Raw genomic sequence first — 14,379 nt, forward strand, 5'->3', positions numbered from 1 at the left:
GCGAGCGGGGCGGCGCAGGATTCCGGACCGTCAGGCGATGGCGGTGTCGAGGGCGATCTCGACCATCTGGCTGAAGGTCTGCTCGCGCTCGGCGGAGGTGGTCTTCTCGCCGGTCTTGATGTGGTCGCTGACGGTGAGGATGGTCAGCGCGCGTGCGTTGAACCGGGCCGCGATCGTGTAGAGCGCCGCGGACTCCATCTCCACCGCCAGCACGCCGTAGTCGGCCAGCGTGTCGTAGAGGTCCGGGCGGTCGGTGTAGAAGGCGTCCGCCGCCAGGATCGGGCCGACGTGCATGGTGATGCCGCGCCGCTCGGCCACCTCGACCGAGGTACGCAGCAGCCCGAAGTCGGCGACCGGGGCGTAGTCGATCAGCCCGTCGAAGCGCATCCGGTTCATGTTCGAGTCGGTGGACGAGCCGATGGCGGCGACCACGTCCCGCAGCTGGAGGTCCTCGCGGAGGGCACCGCAGGAGCCGACCCGGATCAGCGTCTTCACGCCGTACTCGTTGATCAGTTCATGGGCGTAGATGGAGGCCGAGGGCATGCCCATGCCGGAGCCCTGGACGGAGACCTCGACGCCGTTCCAGCGGCCGGTGAAGCCCAGCATGCCGCGGACCGTCGTGTAGCAGCGGGCCTCCTCGAGGTAGGTCTCCGCGATCCACTTGGCCCGCAGCGGGTCGCCCGGCATCAGGACCCGCTCGGCGATCTCTCCCGGCTCAGCGCCGATGTGCGTACTCATGGCAAAGATCCTGCCAGGCCGGGCCCGGGGATACCGGTTCGGCGTCCGGACCCGGGGTCCTGTACCCTACTCGGCGGTGGTGTGTCCGAGTGGCCTAAGGAGCACGCCTCGAAAGCGTGTGAGGGTTTACGCCCTCCGCGGGTTCAAATCCCGCCGCCACCGCCAACGGAGGAAGCGCCCGGGACATCCCGGGCGCTTCGTCGTACTTACCGACAATTTGCTCAGCATGGGCCGTAGCCCTCGTCGAAGAGGTGGCGGGCCCAATCCGCATTGTGCAGCCCGTCGAGCCCGACCACCTCGGCGGCCCCGACGGGGCGGGCGGGCACATCCAGCCCCTGTGGACGGACGCCGCTGCCGGCGATCGAGGCGGCCGCCATCAACGCGGCGATGAATCCGAACTGTCGCAGTCTCATGCACTCCCCCAGTCCCCAACGGGACCGGGGCGCGGCGGTTGCTGGTGCTGCTCGGATTGCCGCAGTTCCCACTCCTCGGCCAGGTCGTCCCAGTAGTCGGCGGACAGGCCGCGCCGGCCGTGCGCCAGCCAGCCGGCCGTGTCGCGCTCCAGGTGCAGGCCCAGCTCGGCGAACGGGTCGATCCAGGGCCCCGGCTCGGCACCCAGCCGGGCGAGCGCCGCGTTGATCGGCCACCCCGCGCGGGGCCCGTCGAGGGTGCCGTCGAAGCACGGACCCCAGTTGATCGCGCCGCCCAGCCAGACCACCGCCGACTGGTGGCCCAGGCCGCCGGCGAACTCCGCCTCCAGGTACGCCACCGGTCCCTGCCGCGACCACCCCGCCAGCATCTCGGCGACGAGCGGCGAGAGGACGAGCTGGAACGGCTGCGACGCGGACGGCTCGTCGGTGCAGAAGTCGGGCAGCTCGCCGGTCAGCTCCGTCACGAGCTGCGGGGTGACCGGCAGCAGCGCGAAGTCCTGGCGGAGCGCGGCGAGGACCGCGTGGTCCAGGTCGGCGGTCTGCTCGCGGAGCAGCTCGACATCGGCGACGACCGCGCTGAGCTGGTAACTCATCCGATCCTCTCGGCGTCCACAGGCTGTGGATAGAACATGTGTACGACGCGTGGTCAGTCTGCCGTGGGCGGCGGGGTCTCGGTCATCGGGAAGGCCATCATCGTGGCGCCCACCCGGACCGTACCGGGGGCGTGTGGAGGTCGGGCCGCGTCGTGCAGTTCGGTCATGATCGCGTGCAGCCGGCGCCGGGCCGCCTCCCACTCCTCCGGGTCGACCCAGAGTTCGGCGTCGATGGTCACGCCGGCCGCGTCCGGGGCCCGGTGTGCCACCCGGTCCAGCAGGTTGCGGGCCAGCGACTCGGCGAGCAGCGCCTGCCCCTCCCGCTGGTCGGTGAGCCACGGGCCGCGTACCGCGCGGTAGCGGCGCTCCCGGCCGCCGCGCCGGCTGCGGACGTCGGCCAGTTCCACCAGGCCGGCGGCCTCCAGCCGACGCAGGTGCTGGCTGGCCAGGGCGTGCGAGATGGCCAGTTCCCGGGCGAGCGCCGCGGCGGAGAGCGGCGCGCTCCACATCAGCGACAGCATCCGCAGTCGTACCGGGTGGGCCAGCGCGCGCAGGCGAGGATCGGTGCTGCTCACGGCCGCCATTGAACCGCATCGGGTGGCCGCAGCGACCCCCAAGCATTGACTTGGGAGTGGTGGGCGGCCAGGATCGGGCTGCCCGGGGGAGGTGCCATGAGTGAGCGTCAGCGAGCGAATCGGCGGTGCGGGGCGGTGGTGCCGCAGGCCGGCGCCGAGCGCCGCGAGGTGGTGGCATGAGCTGGGGTACGGCAAGGGTGCTGCGCAACCGTCCGGCCGGCCTGTATCTGGGCGCCGTGCTGGTTTCCGGGTTCGGCACGGCGGCAATGCTGCTGGTGGCCGCGATCTGGGTGAAGGAGCTGACCGGATCGAGCAGCCTGGCCGGTCTGGTCACCCTCGGCCTCTGGGGGCCCACCCTGGTCGGCCCGCTGATCGGCGTGCTGGCCGATCGGTTCCGTCGCCGGCCCCTGCTGATCGCCCTGCACGTCGCGATGGCGGCGCTGCTGCCGGTGCTGCTGCTGGTGGACTCCGCCGCCCGGGTCTGGCTGATCTTCGTGGTGATGCTCGCGTACGGGGTCAGCTTCGTGCTGATCGACTCCGCCGAGGCGGCGCTGGTGCCCGCGGTGGTTCCCGGCGAGCTGCTGGGCGACTTCAACGGGCTGCGGATGACCGTCAACGAGGGGATGAAGCTGCTCGCCCCGCTGATCGGCGCGGCCCTGTTCGCCGCGTACGGGGGGCACCCGGTGGTGCTGCTCGACGTGGCCACCTTCGCCCTCGCCGCGCTCGCGCTCACCCTGATCCGGGTACGCGAGGCGCCCCCGCCCCCGCCCGAGCGCTGGGGCCGGCAGCTCGCCGACGGGCTGGGGCACCTACGCCGGCACGGCCCACTGCGGCACCTCGTCGCCTGCGCCGGCGCGACCATGCTGCTGATGGGCATCAACGGCGCCGTCGCGTACGCCGTGGTGGACGACGGCCTGCACCGACCGCCGGAGTTCAACGGCGTGCTCGCCATGGTGCAGGGCGTGGGGTCGCTGGTCGGCGGGCTGGCCGCCGGGGCGCTGCTACGCCGCCTCGGTGACCGGCGGCTGACCGCGACGGCGGTCGCGGTGTTCGCCGTCGGTCTGGCGCTGCGCGCCGTGCCCGCCCTCGTCCCGGTGGCCGTCGGCACCCTGGCCGTCGGGGTCGGGGTGCCACTGGTGCTGATCACCGTCTGGACCGCCGTGCAGCGGGAGACCCCGGGCGCGCTGGTCGGCCGGGTCGCCGCCACGGTCAACACGCTCACCTTCGGCCCCGGCACGGTCGCCGTCCTGGCCGCCGCCGGCCTGCTGGTGCTGGTCGACCACCGGGCGATCCTGCTGGGGGCGGCGGCCGGCGCGCTGCTGGTCGCCGGCTGGGCGCTGCGCGGCGGCCGTCCGGCGGCCCCGGCACCCGGCCCGCTGACCGCGGTGCCCGCCGCCGTGGCCGAGCGGAGCTGACGGCGGTCACGGAGCGGCCCGCTTGGCCGGGAGAAAGACCAAGGGCCGGCCCTGTGCGGGGCCGGCCCTTGCGTCGACGGCGGAGGATACGAGATTCGAACTCGTGAGGGTGTGAACCCAACACGCTTTCCAAGCGTGCGCCCTAGGCCTCTAGGCGAATCCTCCGCGAGCCAGGATACAGGTCTCCGCCGGGCGGGCCACCCCACCACCCCCTGAAGATCGACCCGGAGTCGGGTACGCTTGGTGGTACCTCCCGTGCGGCGGTACCTCGTGAACCTCCCCAGGGCCGGAAGGCAGCAAGGATAAGCGGGCTCTGCCGGGTGCACGGGAGGCCTTTCTGTCTCCGGGTGCCGGTAACGTCCCTGCGGGTCAGGTCACGGGGTGGTGGTTGGTCACCCGCGCCCGACCGGCGCAGAATGGCTCGGTCGAGAGGAGGCGGGACGGGTGGCATTGGCCCTTTACCGCAAATACCGGCCCCGTACGTTCGCCGAGGTCATCGGCCAGGAGCACGTCACCGAGCCGCTGTCGCAGGCGCTGCGCAGCGGGCGGCTGAACCACGCGTACCTCTTCTCCGGCCCCCGGGGCTGCGGCAAGACCTCAAGCGCCCGGATCCTGGCCCGCTCGCTCAACTGTGAGCAGGGCCCCACGCCCGAGCCCTGCGGCCAGTGTGAGTCCTGTCGCTCGCTGGCCACCGACGGCGCCGGCTCGATCGACGTCATCGAGATCGACGCGGCCAGCCACGGTGGCGTTGACGACGCCCGCGAGCTGCGGGAGAAGGCGTTCTTCGCCCCGGCCCGAAGCCGCTTCAAGATCTATGTCATCGACGAGGCGCACATGGTCTCGTCGGCGGGCTTCAACGCCCTGCTCAAGCTGGTCGAGGAGCCCCCGGAGTACGTCAAGTTCATCTTCGCCACGACCGAGCCGGAGAAGGTCCTCGGCACCATCAAGTCGCGGACCCACCACTACCCGTTCCGGCTGATGCCGCCGAAGGTGCTGCGGCCCTATCTGGAGCAGCTCTGCGAGGCCGAGGGGGTGAAGGTCGAGCCGGCGGTCTTCCCGCTGGTGGTGCGCGCCGGTGGCGGCAGCGCCCGGGACAGCCTTTCCGTGCTCGACCAGCTCATCGCGGGCGCCGGCTCGGAGGGGGTCAGCTACGCCCGGGCGGCCGCGCTGCTCGGCGTCACCGACTCCGCGTTGATCGACGAGATGTGCGACGCGCTCGCCGCCGGCGACGGCGCCGCCGCGTACGCCACCGTCGACCGGGTCGCCGAAGCCGGCCACGACCCGCGCCGGTTCGCCTCGGACCTGCTGGAACGGCTGCGCGACCTGATCGTCATGCAGCAGGTGCCGGACGCCGCCGCCAAGGGCCTGATCGACGGCCCCTCGGATCAGATCGAGCGGATGGCCGCCCAGGCCCAGCGGCTCGGCCCGGCGACCCTGTCCCGGTGCGCCGACATCGTGCACAACGGCCTGGTCGAGATGCGCGGCACCACCGCGCCCCGGCTGGTGCTGGAGCTGATCTGTGCCCGGATGCTGCTGCCCGGCGTGGACGACTCCACCGGTGGCCTGCTCCAGCGGCTGGAACGGATGGAGCGCCGGCTCACCCTGGGTGGCGCCGAGCTGCCGCCGGCCGCCGCCGGCCCCGCGCCAGTCGCCCCCGCCCCCGAGGTACGCCCCGAGCCTCCCGCCCCGGCCGCGGCTGCCGCCGCGCCCGACCCGGAGACCGCCGGCCCGCCGGCGGCTGCCGGCGCCTCGTCCGGGGTGGCCGCCGCGCGGGCCGCTGCCGCGGCCGCCGGTACCCGGTCCGCGACCGCTCCGGGCGCGACCGACCCGGCTGCCGGCACCCCGACGGCCCCCGCCGCCGGTGGCCCGTCATCCGGCGGCTCGGCCTCGGGTGCTCCGGCGTCCGGAGGCCCCGCCCGCCGTCCGGTGCCGACCGCGGCGGTGATGTCCGACCCGGCCACCCCCGAGCCGCCGCGGCCCGGCTCCGCCCCGGCCGGCGCGCTGGACGCCGTCGCCGTACGCCGGGTCTGGCCCGAGGTGGTCGGCAAGGTCAACCGGACCAACAAGCGGATCGCGGCCCTGATGCGCGATGCGGTGGTCCGCGAGCTGGACGGCGACACGCTGGTGCTGACGGTGAAGTCGACGGTGCTGGCCAGGATGATGGCCGACCACGCGGCGGTGCTCACCGACGCGCTCTACGAGGAGCTGGGTGGCCGCTGGCAGATCCGCTGCGAGGTGGCCGGTGAGCGGGGCGCCGCCTCGCTCGGTGGCCCGGCGCGCCCCGCCGCCACCCGACCGGCGCCCGATGGTCCGGCCGGTGCTCAGGCAAGCCGGTCCGGCGGCTCGGCGGGTCCGGGCGGTGGTCCGACGGCTCGGTCCGCCGGTCCGGCGGGTACGGGTGCCCCGACCGCTGCCGGTCCGTCCGGCGGCGTTCCGAGTGCCGGCGATGCCCCGGCGGGCGGTGCGCGGAACGGAGCCGGTGCCGCCCCGGCCGGAGCGGCCCGGGAGGCGGGCGCCCGGGCCGGCGGCGCGACCGAGGCCGGCGGCGACGACGAGGACTGGCCCGAGCCGGCCCGGCTGGGCGGCGCCGAGGAGGACTGGCCGGCGGCCGCCCGCCCCGGCGGTGCCACGACCGCCGCCGGTGGGGACGACTGGCCCGAGCCGGCCCGGCCGGGGGGCGCCACGAGCACGGTGCCGGCGGCTCCCGCCGTACCCAGGCCGGCCGGTCCGCCCACGGCGCCGCCGCAGCCCGCGGCGGGTGCGGCCGGCGGCGCTCCGGCGAGCAGCGCGATCGCGGCGGCCCGGGCGGCCGCGGCGGCCGCGGCGGGTGGTGGGCCGGGGAAGGGACCGCGTGCGGCGCAGGCGGCCCCGAAGACCGCGGACGCCGACTGGGCGGGGGAGCCGCCTTACGACCCGGACTACGACGGGCCGGCGGGTGTGCGCGCAACGACCGCCGCCCCCGTCTACGAGGGCTTCGATCCCGGCGACGAGCCGCTGGACGACGTGATCGACGAGCGGACCGCCCGGCAGTCCAGCGAGGAGCAGGCGGTGCAGTTGCTCCGGGAGGCGTTCGGCGCCGAGAAGATCGATGAGGTGGACGCGCGCTGAGCGCGGGTCGACCGCCGAGGAGCAGTGCCGCCGCCCGACTAGGCTGGGCGCGGCCGAACAGACGAGTGCGAGAAGGAGCCATCCGTGCGCCCAGGTGGACAGCCGAACATGCAGCAGATGCTGAAGCAGGCGCAGAAGATGCAGCAGCAGATCGCCAAGGCTCAGGCCGAGCTGGCCGAGGCGGAGCTGACCGGCACCGCGGGCGGTGGCCTGGTCACCGCCACCGTCGCCGGCAGCGGTGAGCTGAAGGCGATCAAGATCGACCCCAAGGCGGTCGACCCGGAGGACGTGGAGACGCTGGAGGACCTGGTCGTCGCCGCGGTGCACAACGCCGCCGAGGCGGCCCGGGAGCTGACCGAGCAGAAGATGGGCCCGGTCGCGGGCGGGATGGGCGGCCTCGGCCTGCCCGGGTTCTGAGCCGGCAGATGTACGAGGGTGCCATCCAGGACCTGATCGACGAGCTGGGCCGGCTGCCGGGCGTGGGCCCGAAGAGCGCCCAGCGGATCGCGTTCCACGTCCTGTCGGCGGATCCGGCGGACGTCAACCGGCTGGCCGGTGCACTGCGCAAGGTCAAGGAGCTGGTGCGGTTCTGCACCACCTGCTTCAACGTGGCCGAGTCGGAGCAGTGCCGGATCTGCCGGGATCCGCGGCGTACCGATGAGGTGCTCTGCGTGGTGGAGGAGCCGAAGGACGTGGTGGCGATCGAGCGGACCGGCGAGTTCCGCGGTCGCTACCACGTGCTGGGCGGGGCGATCAACCCGCTGGAGGGGATCGGCCCGGACAACCTGCGGATCCGTGAGCTGATGACCCGGCTGGGCGGGGGCGCGGTCCGCGAGCTGATCCTCGCCACCGACCCGAACACCGAGGGCGAGGCGACCGCGACGTACCTGGCGCTGATGGTCAAGCCGATGGGCATCGCGGTGACCCGGCTGGCGAGCGGCCTGCCGGTCGGCGGCGACCTGGAATACGCCGACGAGATCACCCTGGGCCGGGCGTTCGAGGGGCGTCGGGCGATCTGAGCGCCCGCTCCGGGCCCGGAGGTGGTGGCGGGTGCCTGCCCGGCCGGCGCCACGCCTCCGGCCCCGCCCCGCTCGGGCCGCTGACCCGCTTGACGGCACCGATGGTGCCGTAACCGGAATGTGGGATGAGTGCCGTTCGGCGCGTCGCTGGCCGGCCAGGGCGATTTGCAGCGATGCGCCCGATCCCACCATCTGCTCACGACTGTGACAGTCCTGTTTGTCGCGAGATAGGTCTCTGTCAGACCGGCGGCTTGGTGTCGGCTTGATAGAGATTGCCTAACGGGCGTTCCGCTTCGGTGTGTCGTGTCATAGCCTCCCGCACACGGACTGAGCCACAACTTCGGCGTGGACAGGCGCATGACAGAGGTGAGAGATGCAGGCGAGCAGGCGTAAAGCGGCTGTGGCCCTCGCGGCCGCAGCCGCTCTGGCGGTCGGGGCGTCCGGCTGCGCCAAGAGCGAGCGCGACGGTGAGAGCGGTGGGGCCAAGACCGGCGGCACCTTCGTCTTCGCGGGTGCCGGTGACCCGAAGAACTTCGACCCGATCTTCAACGACGACGGCGAGTCCTTCCGTCCCATCCGGCAGATGTTCGACACCCTGGTCACGCACAAGCCGGGCACGGCGGACCTGGTGGGCGGCCTGGCGGAGAGCTGGGAGCACGACGCCGAGGGCAAGGTCTGGACCTTCAACCTCCGCAAGGGCGTGAAGTTCCACGACGGCACCGCCTTCAACGCCGCCGCGGTCTGCTTCAACTTCGACCGCTGGTACAACATGAAGGGCGCTGCGGCCCAGGCGAACATGATCTACTACATGGACGTCTTCGGCGGTTTCGCCAACAACGAGGTTGAGGGCGCCGGCAAGGCGCTCTACAACAAGTGCGAGGCCAAGGACGACAACACCGCCGTCCTCACCCTCAACCAGTACAAGGGCGCCTTCCCCGGTGCCTTCGCGCTGACCTCGCTGTCGATCGCCAGCCCGGACGCGCTGAAGAAGTACGACGCCGACACGGTCAAGCAGAACGGCGACTCCTTCGAGTACGGCGCGTTCGCCAACGAGCACCCGGTCGGCACCGGCCCGTTCACCTTCGGCGGCTGGGACAAGGCCAAGGGCGAGATCACCCTGAACCGGAACCCCGACTACTTCGGCGACAAGGCCAAGGTCGACAAGCTGATCATCAAGGTCATCAAGGACGAGAACACCCGCAAGCAGGAGCTGCGGGCCGGCACCGTCCAGGGCATCGACTTCCCGGCCCCGGCCGACCGCAAGGCGCTGGAGGGTGAGGGCTTCAACGTCATCAACCGCCCGGCGTTCAACATCCTCTACCTGGGCATCAACCAGAAGAACCCGAAGCTGAAGGACCTGCGGGTGCGTCAGGCGATCGCCTACGCCCTCAACCGTCAGCAGCTCGTCCAGACCAAGGGCCCGGGTGGCACCAAGGTCGCCGACGAGTTCATGCCGGACACCGTGCTCGGCTACGCGCCGGACGTGCAGAAGTACGACTACAACCCGGACAAGGCCAAGCAGCTCCTCAAGGAGGCGGGCGCCGAGGGTCTGACGCTCAACTTCTTCTACCCGACCGACGTCTCCCGGCCGTACATGCCGAACCCGCAGGAGATCTTCACCGTCCTCGCCAACGACCTGCAGGCCGTCGGCATCAAGGTCAACGGTGTGCCGCGCCCGTGGAACGGTGGCTTCAAGGACGACGTGCAGACCTTCGGCAAGCAGGACCTGCACATCCTCGGCTGGACCGGTGACTACAACGACCCGGGCAACTTCGTCGGGACGTTCTTCGGCCGCGGCAAGGTCGAGTTCGGCGACCAGGCGATGACCGAGATGTTCGACGCCATCACCAAGGCCGACGGCACGGTCGACGAGGCCGGCAAGAAGGCCGCCTGGGAGCAGGTCAACCGTGACATCGCCGCCAAGTGGCTGCCGGCCGTGCCGGTCTGGCACGCCCCGCCGGCCATCGTGGTCACCAAGGACGTCAAGGGCATGGTGGCCAGCCCGCTGACCGACGAGCGGTTCAACAGCGTCAGCGTCGGCTGACACCGCCACTGACGCCGTACGCGGAATCGGCCCGGGCCGGGCTTCCCCGGCCCGGGCCGACCCGCTGTTATCGAGAATCTGGTGTGAGAGATGTTGCGAGTCATAGTCCGCCGCCTGCTCCAGCTGGTGGTGACCCTGATAGCGCTGTCGGCGCTCATCTTCATCTGGCTGCGGAACCTTCCCGGCGGTCCGGTCGACGCGCTGCTCGGCGAGCGGGCCACCCCCGAGACGCGCGCCCTGCTGACCAAGGCGCTCGGCTATGACCAGCCGATCCTGGTGCAGTACGCCAAGTTCATGCAGCGGGTGCTGACCGGCGACTTCGGCAACTCGATCCGGACCGGCGACGCGGTCACGGAGGTGATGGGGCGGGCCTTCCCGGCCACCATCGAGCTGGCCCTGGCCGCCATGATCATCGCGATCGGGTTGGGCGTACCGCTCGGTTACCTCGCCGCCCGCTTCCGTGGCCGGCTGCTGGACAACCTGAGCATCGCCGGCACCCTGCTCGGCATCTCGATCCCGATCTTCTTCCTGGGCTACCTGCTCAAGGACGTCTTCACCCAGAACATCCACTGGTTCCCGCCCTCCGGGCGGATCAGCACCGGCGTGGACAACACCAACATCACCGGGTTCTTCCTCCTTGACAGCTTGCTCACCCGGGAGTTCGACGCCACCGCCGACGCGCTGTGGCACCTGATCCTGCCCGCGTTCACCCTGGCCACCATCCCGCTGGCGGTGATCGTCCGAATGACTCGGGCCAGCGTGCTGGACGTGCTCAACGAGGACTACGTCCGCACCGCGGAGGCGAAGGGCCTGCGGCACAAGACCATCCGGGGCCGGCACATCCTGCGCAACGCCCTGCTGCCCGTGGTCACCACCATCGGCCTGCAGACCGGCGCGCTGCTCTCCGGCGCGGTGCTCACCGAGAAGGTCTACAACTGGGGCGGCCTGGGCACGTTGATCACCGACTCGATCAGCGGCGGCCGCGACTACCCCGTGCTGCAGGCGCTGATCCTGCTGGCCGCGCTGGTCTTCGTGGTGGTCAACCTCCTGGTCGACCTCTCCTACGCCGTCATCGACCCGAGGGTGCGTGTGCGATGAGCGAGCGTCAGAGGCTCAGCGCGAAGCGCCGGCTTGGGCTCGGTGGGTGGGGAATCATCAGGCACGGTGTGGCGGAGCGTCATGCTGCCGCCGAGCGAAGCGAGGTGGCCGCATGAGTGACCCGATCACCCGGCCCGGGGTGGCCGCCCCCCGCGACGGAGCCGACACCCCCGGCACCGGCGAGCCGGCGAGCCCGACCGAGCGCGGCATCGGCCGGCTCGGCGACCGGAAGAAGGCGCGGCTGGACGAGCTGGCTCGCGCCAGCGCCGACAAGGGCGGCGTGAGCCTGGTTCGGGACGCCTTCCGCCGGCTGCGGCGCAACCCGGTCGCCATGTTCGGCGCGGCCATCGTCGCGGTGTTCGTCCTGGTGGCGATCTTCGCGCCGCTGCTCGCGCCGCACGACCCGGCGCAGCGTTTCGACGAGCTCACCAAAAACCTCACCGTCGACAGCATTCCCGGGGCCAGCAGCGATTTCCCCCTCGGGTCGGATCCGCTCGGCCGGGACTTCCTGTCCCGCCTGATCTACGGCAGCCGGCAGACCCTCTTCGTCGGCGTGTTCGCCACGATGATCGGGCTGGCGCTCGGGGCGCTGATCGGCGCCGTCGCCGGCGCCTTCGGCGGCTGGGTCGACAACATCCTGATGCGGCTCACCGACGTGATGCTGGCCCTGCCGGCTCTGCTGCTGGCGATCAGCCTGGTCGCCATGGCCAGCCGGTCCAGCCAGTGGACGGTGATCCTCGCGGTGGCCATCGTCAACGTGCCGATCTTCGCCCGGCTGCTGCGCGGCTCGATGCTGGCCCAGCGGGAGAGCGACCACGTGCTGGCCGCCCGGGCGCTCGGCGTGAAGCAACGGTCCATCGTGCTCCGGCACATGCTGCCCAACGCGATGACCGCGGTGATCGTGCAGGCCACGCTGACCCTCTCCACCGCGATCCTGGAGGCCGCGTCGCTCTCCTTCCTCGGGCTCGGCGACCCGGACATCAACCGGGCCGAGTGGGGCCTGATGCTCGGTGTGGACGGCGTCCGCTACTTCGAGGTCCGGCCCGAGCTGGCCTACTACCCGGCGTTGGCGATCATCGTGGTCGCGCTCGGCTTCACCCTGCTGGGTGAGGGCATGCGCGATGCGATCGACCCGAAGAACCGGCGGTGACGGCGATGCGTGGGACCAGCACGACCGCCGCCGATCGGCGAGAGGAAGTGACCCGATGAGCCTGCTCGACGTACGCGATCTGAGCGTGGTGTTCCAGCGCCGCGGTGAGCAGTCGTTCACTGCGGTCGACAAGGTCAGTTTCAGCGTGGAGCCGGGGCAGACCGTGGGCCTGGTCGGCGAGTCCGGCTGCGGCAAGAGCGTGACCAGCCTGGCGATCATGGGCCTGCTGCCCCGGCGCGGCAACAAGGTGACCGGCCAGGTGCTCTTCGACGGTGCCGACCTGCTCCAGCTCCGCCCGAACGACATGCGGGACCGGCGCGGCCGGGACATCGGCATGATCTTCCAGGACCCGCTCTCCTCGCTGAACCCGGTCGTGCCGATCGGCGTCCAGGTCGCCGAGGTGCTGGAGCGGCACCGCGGCATGGACCGCAAGGTGGCGCTGAAGGAGGCCCGGGAGCTGCTCGACGCGGTCGGCATCCCCGACCCGAACCGGCGGCTCAAGGAATATCCGCACCAGATCTCCGGCGGCATGCGGCAGCGCGCCCTGATCGCCATCGCGCTGGCCTGCAAGCCGCGGCTGCTGATCGCCGACGAGCCGACCACCGCGCTGGACGTGACCATCCAGGCGCAGATCCTCACCCTGCTCAAGCAGCTCGTTGACGAGACCGGCACCGCGCTCATCATGATCACGCACGACCTGGGCGTGGTGGCCGGCCTCTGCGACACGGTCAACGTGCTCTACGGCGGCAAGGTGGTCGAGCGGGCCGCCCGGCACGAGCTGTTCGCCCGGCCGCGGCACCCGTACACGCACGGGCTGCTCAACTCGGTGCCGCGGCTGGACTCGCCCCGGGGTGAACCCCTGCACGCCATCCGCGGCTCCGTCGCCGACAACATCCCGTGGGCCGAGGGGTGCGCCTTCGCCCCCCGCTGCAACAACGTGGTGGACGCCTGCCTGGAGGGCACGCCTCCGCTCGAACCCACCGCCACCGGCGGCGACCTGCGCTGCTACAACCCCGTTTCCGAGGAGGTGACGGTGCCGTGACCGAGCGGACCGGACCACTGGTCGAACTGCGCGACCTCAAGGTCCACTTCCCGATCAAGAGCGGCGTGTTCATCGACCGCACCGTCGGCTACGTGTACGCCGTCGACGGCGTCTCGCTGTCGATCAACAAGGGTGAGACGTACGGCCTGGTGGGCGAGTCGGGATGTGGCAAGTCCACCCTCGGGCGGGGCCTGCTGCGGCTGGTCGAGCCCACCGCCGGCGAGATCGTCTTCGACGGCACCGACATCCGTTCGCTCAAGGGCGAGTCGATGCGCCGGGCCCGCCGTCGGATGCAGATGATCTTCCAGGATCCGCTGTCCAGCCTCGACCCCCGCCAGTCGGTGGAGTCGCTGCTGGTCGAGGGGCTCAAGGCGCACGGCCTGGCCGGCGACAAGGCGGCCACCGCCAAGAAGCTCCGGGATGCGCTGGCCGCGGTCGGCCTGCCCGCCTCCGCGCTGAGCAAGTACCCGCACGAGTTCTCCGGCGGCCAGCGGCAGCGGATCGGCATCGCCCGGGCGCTGGTGCTCGATCCCGACCTGATCGTCGCCGACGAGCCGGTGTCCGCGCTGGACGTGTCGATCCAGGCCCAGGTGCTCAACCTGCTGGAGGACCTGCAGAACGAGCGTGGCCTGACGTACCTGATCATCGCCCACGACCTGGCGGTGGTCCGGCACATCGCCGACACGGTGGGGGTGATGTACCTCGGTGGCCTGGTGGAGGAGGCGTCCAGCGACGACCTCTACCGCGAGCCGATGCACCCGTACACCAAGGCGCTGATGTCGGCGGTGCCGGTGCCGGACCCGGTGGTGGAGGACCGCCGGGAGCGGGTCCTGCTCGCCGGTGACCTGCCCTCGCCGACGAACCCGCCGGCCGGCTGCCGGTTCCACACCCGCTGCCCGTGGGCCCAGCCGACCCGCTGCGCCGACGAGCGGCCGGCGCTGCGCGAGGTGCTCAGCGGACACCGGGTGGCCTGCCACTACGCCGAGGACATCGCCGCCGGCCGGATCCGGCCGCACGAGGTGGAGCCGGAGCTGGTCCGGCCGGACGAGGGCGCGGCGCCGGGCGATCCCGGTGAGCTGATCCCAACACTCTGACGATTTGTCGTCCGGCCCGGACGGGGCACCCCCACCGGGTCGGCCACCGGCCACATCGCGAACCGGCGGGTG

13 protein-coding genes, 2 tRNA genes and 1 other RNA gene are annotated in these 14,379 nt (G+C 71.9%); 11 read left to right on the forward strand and 5 right to left on the reverse strand.

Going from position 1 to position 14,379, the window contains the following annotated elements; all coding sequences use genetic code 11:
* Positions 1-30: 30 nt before the first annotated feature.
* On the reverse strand, positions 31-738 hold the full coding sequence (deoD, locus tag ACFYM6_RS13290; protein ID WP_357439319.1) for a purine-nucleoside phosphorylase: 708 nt from the start codon (positions 736-738) through the stop codon (positions 31-33).
* A gap of 75 nt (positions 739-813) precedes the next feature.
* On the opposite strand from deoD, the gene ACFYM6_RS13295 reads away from it, so the two are divergent.
* A tRNA-Ser gene (locus tag ACFYM6_RS13295) sits at positions 814-903 on the forward strand.
* A gap of 56 nt (positions 904-959) precedes the next feature.
* On the opposite strand, the gene ACFYM6_RS13300 is transcribed toward ACFYM6_RS13295, so the two are convergent.
* From ACFYM6_RS13300 to ACFYM6_RS13310, 3 genes are read right to left on the reverse strand one after another with little or no spacing between them, the layout of a single operon-like run.
* Positions 960-1,151, reverse strand: a complete 192-nt coding sequence (locus ACFYM6_RS13300) for a hypothetical protein (RefSeq protein WP_387275122.1) — start codon at positions 1,149-1,151, stop codon at positions 960-962.
* A complete protein-coding gene (locus tag ACFYM6_RS13305; RefSeq protein ID WP_387275124.1) occupies positions 1,148-1,762 on the reverse strand; it encodes a hypothetical protein in 615 nt (204 codons plus the stop codon). The genes ACFYM6_RS13300 and ACFYM6_RS13305 overlap by 4 nt, the downstream gene beginning before the upstream one ends.
* Positions 1,763-1,815: 53 nt before the next feature.
* Positions 1,816-2,337, reverse strand: a complete 522-nt coding sequence (locus tag ACFYM6_RS13310; protein ID WP_387275125.1) for a helix-turn-helix domain-containing protein — start codon at positions 2,335-2,337, stop codon at positions 1,816-1,818.
* 176 nt (positions 2,338-2,513) lie between these two features.
* Here ACFYM6_RS13310 and ACFYM6_RS13315 point away from each other — a divergent pair, with 176 nt between their 5' ends.
* Entirely contained in the window at positions 2,514-3,752 is a 1,239-nt protein-coding gene (locus ACFYM6_RS13315; RefSeq protein ID WP_387275127.1) for an MFS transporter, read from the forward strand.
* Between the two features lie 80 nt (positions 3,753-3,832).
* Here the strand turns inward: ACFYM6_RS13315 and ACFYM6_RS13320 are convergent.
* Positions 3,833-3,917: transfer RNA gene (locus ACFYM6_RS13320), tRNA-Ser, on the reverse strand.
* Positions 3,918-3,999: 82 nt separating this feature from the next.
* On the opposite strand from ACFYM6_RS13320, the gene ffs reads away from it, so the two are divergent.
* The 9 genes from ffs to ACFYM6_RS13365 all read left to right on the forward strand — a co-directional run bounded on the left by ffs (position 4,000) and on the right by ACFYM6_RS13365 (position 14,307).
* An RNA gene (ffs, locus tag ACFYM6_RS13325) (signal recognition particle sRNA small type) lies at positions 4,000-4,089 on the forward strand.
* Positions 4,090-4,196: 107 nt separating this feature from the next.
* A complete protein-coding gene (locus ACFYM6_RS13330; RefSeq protein WP_387275128.1) occupies positions 4,197-6,860 on the forward strand; it encodes a DNA polymerase III subunit gamma and tau in 2,664 nt (887 codons plus the stop codon).
* Between the two features lie 108 nt (positions 6,861-6,968).
* Positions 6,969-7,277 carry a YbaB/EbfC family nucleoid-associated protein gene (locus ACFYM6_RS13335; protein ID WP_387275560.1) on the forward strand — a complete coding sequence of 103 codons (309 nt, stop codon included), beginning with the start codon at positions 6,969-6,971 and terminating at the stop codon, positions 7,275-7,277.
* A gap of 8 nt (positions 7,278-7,285) precedes the next feature.
* Positions 7,286-7,879 (forward strand): recombination mediator RecR, encoded by a 594-nt coding sequence (gene recR, locus ACFYM6_RS13340; protein WP_089004880.1) that lies wholly within the window; start codon positions 7,286-7,288, stop codon positions 7,877-7,879.
* Positions 7,880-8,252: 373 nt separating this feature from the next.
* On the forward strand, positions 8,253-9,923 hold the full coding sequence (locus ACFYM6_RS13345) for an ABC transporter substrate-binding protein (protein ID WP_387275130.1): 1,671 nt from the start codon (positions 8,253-8,255) through the stop codon (positions 9,921-9,923).
* A gap of 90 nt (positions 9,924-10,013) precedes the next feature.
* Positions 10,014-11,021: an ABC transporter permease gene (locus ACFYM6_RS13350; RefSeq protein WP_387275132.1), complete on the forward strand. Its 1,008-nt coding sequence runs from the start codon at positions 10,014-10,016 to the stop codon at positions 11,019-11,021.
* Positions 11,022-11,133: 112 nt separating this feature from the next.
* Positions 11,134-12,171: an ABC transporter permease gene (locus ACFYM6_RS13355; protein ID WP_387275134.1), complete on the forward strand. Its 1,038-nt coding sequence runs from the start codon at positions 11,134-11,136 to the stop codon at positions 12,169-12,171.
* A gap of 55 nt (positions 12,172-12,226) precedes the next feature.
* Positions 12,227-13,213 carry an ABC transporter ATP-binding protein gene (locus ACFYM6_RS13360; RefSeq protein ID WP_387275136.1) on the forward strand — a complete coding sequence of 329 codons (987 nt, stop codon included), beginning with the start codon at positions 12,227-12,229 and terminating at the stop codon, positions 13,211-13,213.
* Positions 13,210-14,307: an ABC transporter ATP-binding protein gene (locus ACFYM6_RS13365; RefSeq protein ID WP_387275138.1), complete on the forward strand. Its 1,098-nt coding sequence runs from the start codon at positions 13,210-13,212 to the stop codon at positions 14,305-14,307. Before ACFYM6_RS13360 ends, ACFYM6_RS13365 begins: the two co-directional genes overlap by 4 nt.
* The last annotated feature ends 72 nt before the right edge of the window (positions 14,308-14,379 follow it).

The sequence above is a fragment of the Micromonospora sp. NPDC006431 genome (assembly GCF_042870725.1).
Classification (GTDB): Bacteria; Actinomycetota; Actinomycetes; order Mycobacteriales; family Micromonosporaceae; genus Micromonospora.

Coding starts and splice junctions, on each gene's coding strand:
- ACFYM6_RS13345 (WP_387275130.1), top strand. CDS start 8,253: ATGCAGGCGAGCAGGCGTAAAGCGGCTGTGGCCCTCGCGGCCGCAGCC.
- recR (WP_089004880.1), top strand. CDS start 7,286: ATGTACGAGGGTGCCATCCAGGACCTGATCGACGAGCTGGGCCGGCTG.
- ACFYM6_RS13350 (WP_387275132.1), top strand. CDS start 10,014: ATGTTGCGAGTCATAGTCCGCCGCCTGCTCCAGCTGGTGGTGACCCTG.
- ACFYM6_RS13300 (WP_387275122.1), bottom strand. CDS start 1,151: ATGAGACTGCGACAGTTCGGATTCATCGCCGCGTTGATGGCGGCCGCC.
- ACFYM6_RS13305 (WP_387275124.1), bottom strand. CDS start 1,762: ATGAGTTACCAGCTCAGCGCGGTCGTCGCCGATGTCGAGCTGCTCCGC.
- deoD (WP_357439319.1), bottom strand. CDS start 738: ATGAGTACGCACATCGGCGCTGAGCCGGGAGAGATCGCCGAGCGGGTC.
- ACFYM6_RS13360 (WP_387275136.1), top strand. CDS start 12,227: ATGAGCCTGCTCGACGTACGCGATCTGAGCGTGGTGTTCCAGCGCCGC.
- ACFYM6_RS13335 (WP_387275560.1), top strand. CDS start 6,969: ATGCAGCAGATGCTGAAGCAGGCGCAGAAGATGCAGCAGCAGATCGCC.
- ACFYM6_RS13355 (WP_387275134.1), top strand. CDS start 11,134: ATGAGTGACCCGATCACCCGGCCCGGGGTGGCCGCCCCCCGCGACGGA.
- ACFYM6_RS13315 (WP_387275127.1), top strand. CDS start 2,514: ATGAGCTGGGGTACGGCAAGGGTGCTGCGCAACCGTCCGGCCGGCCTG.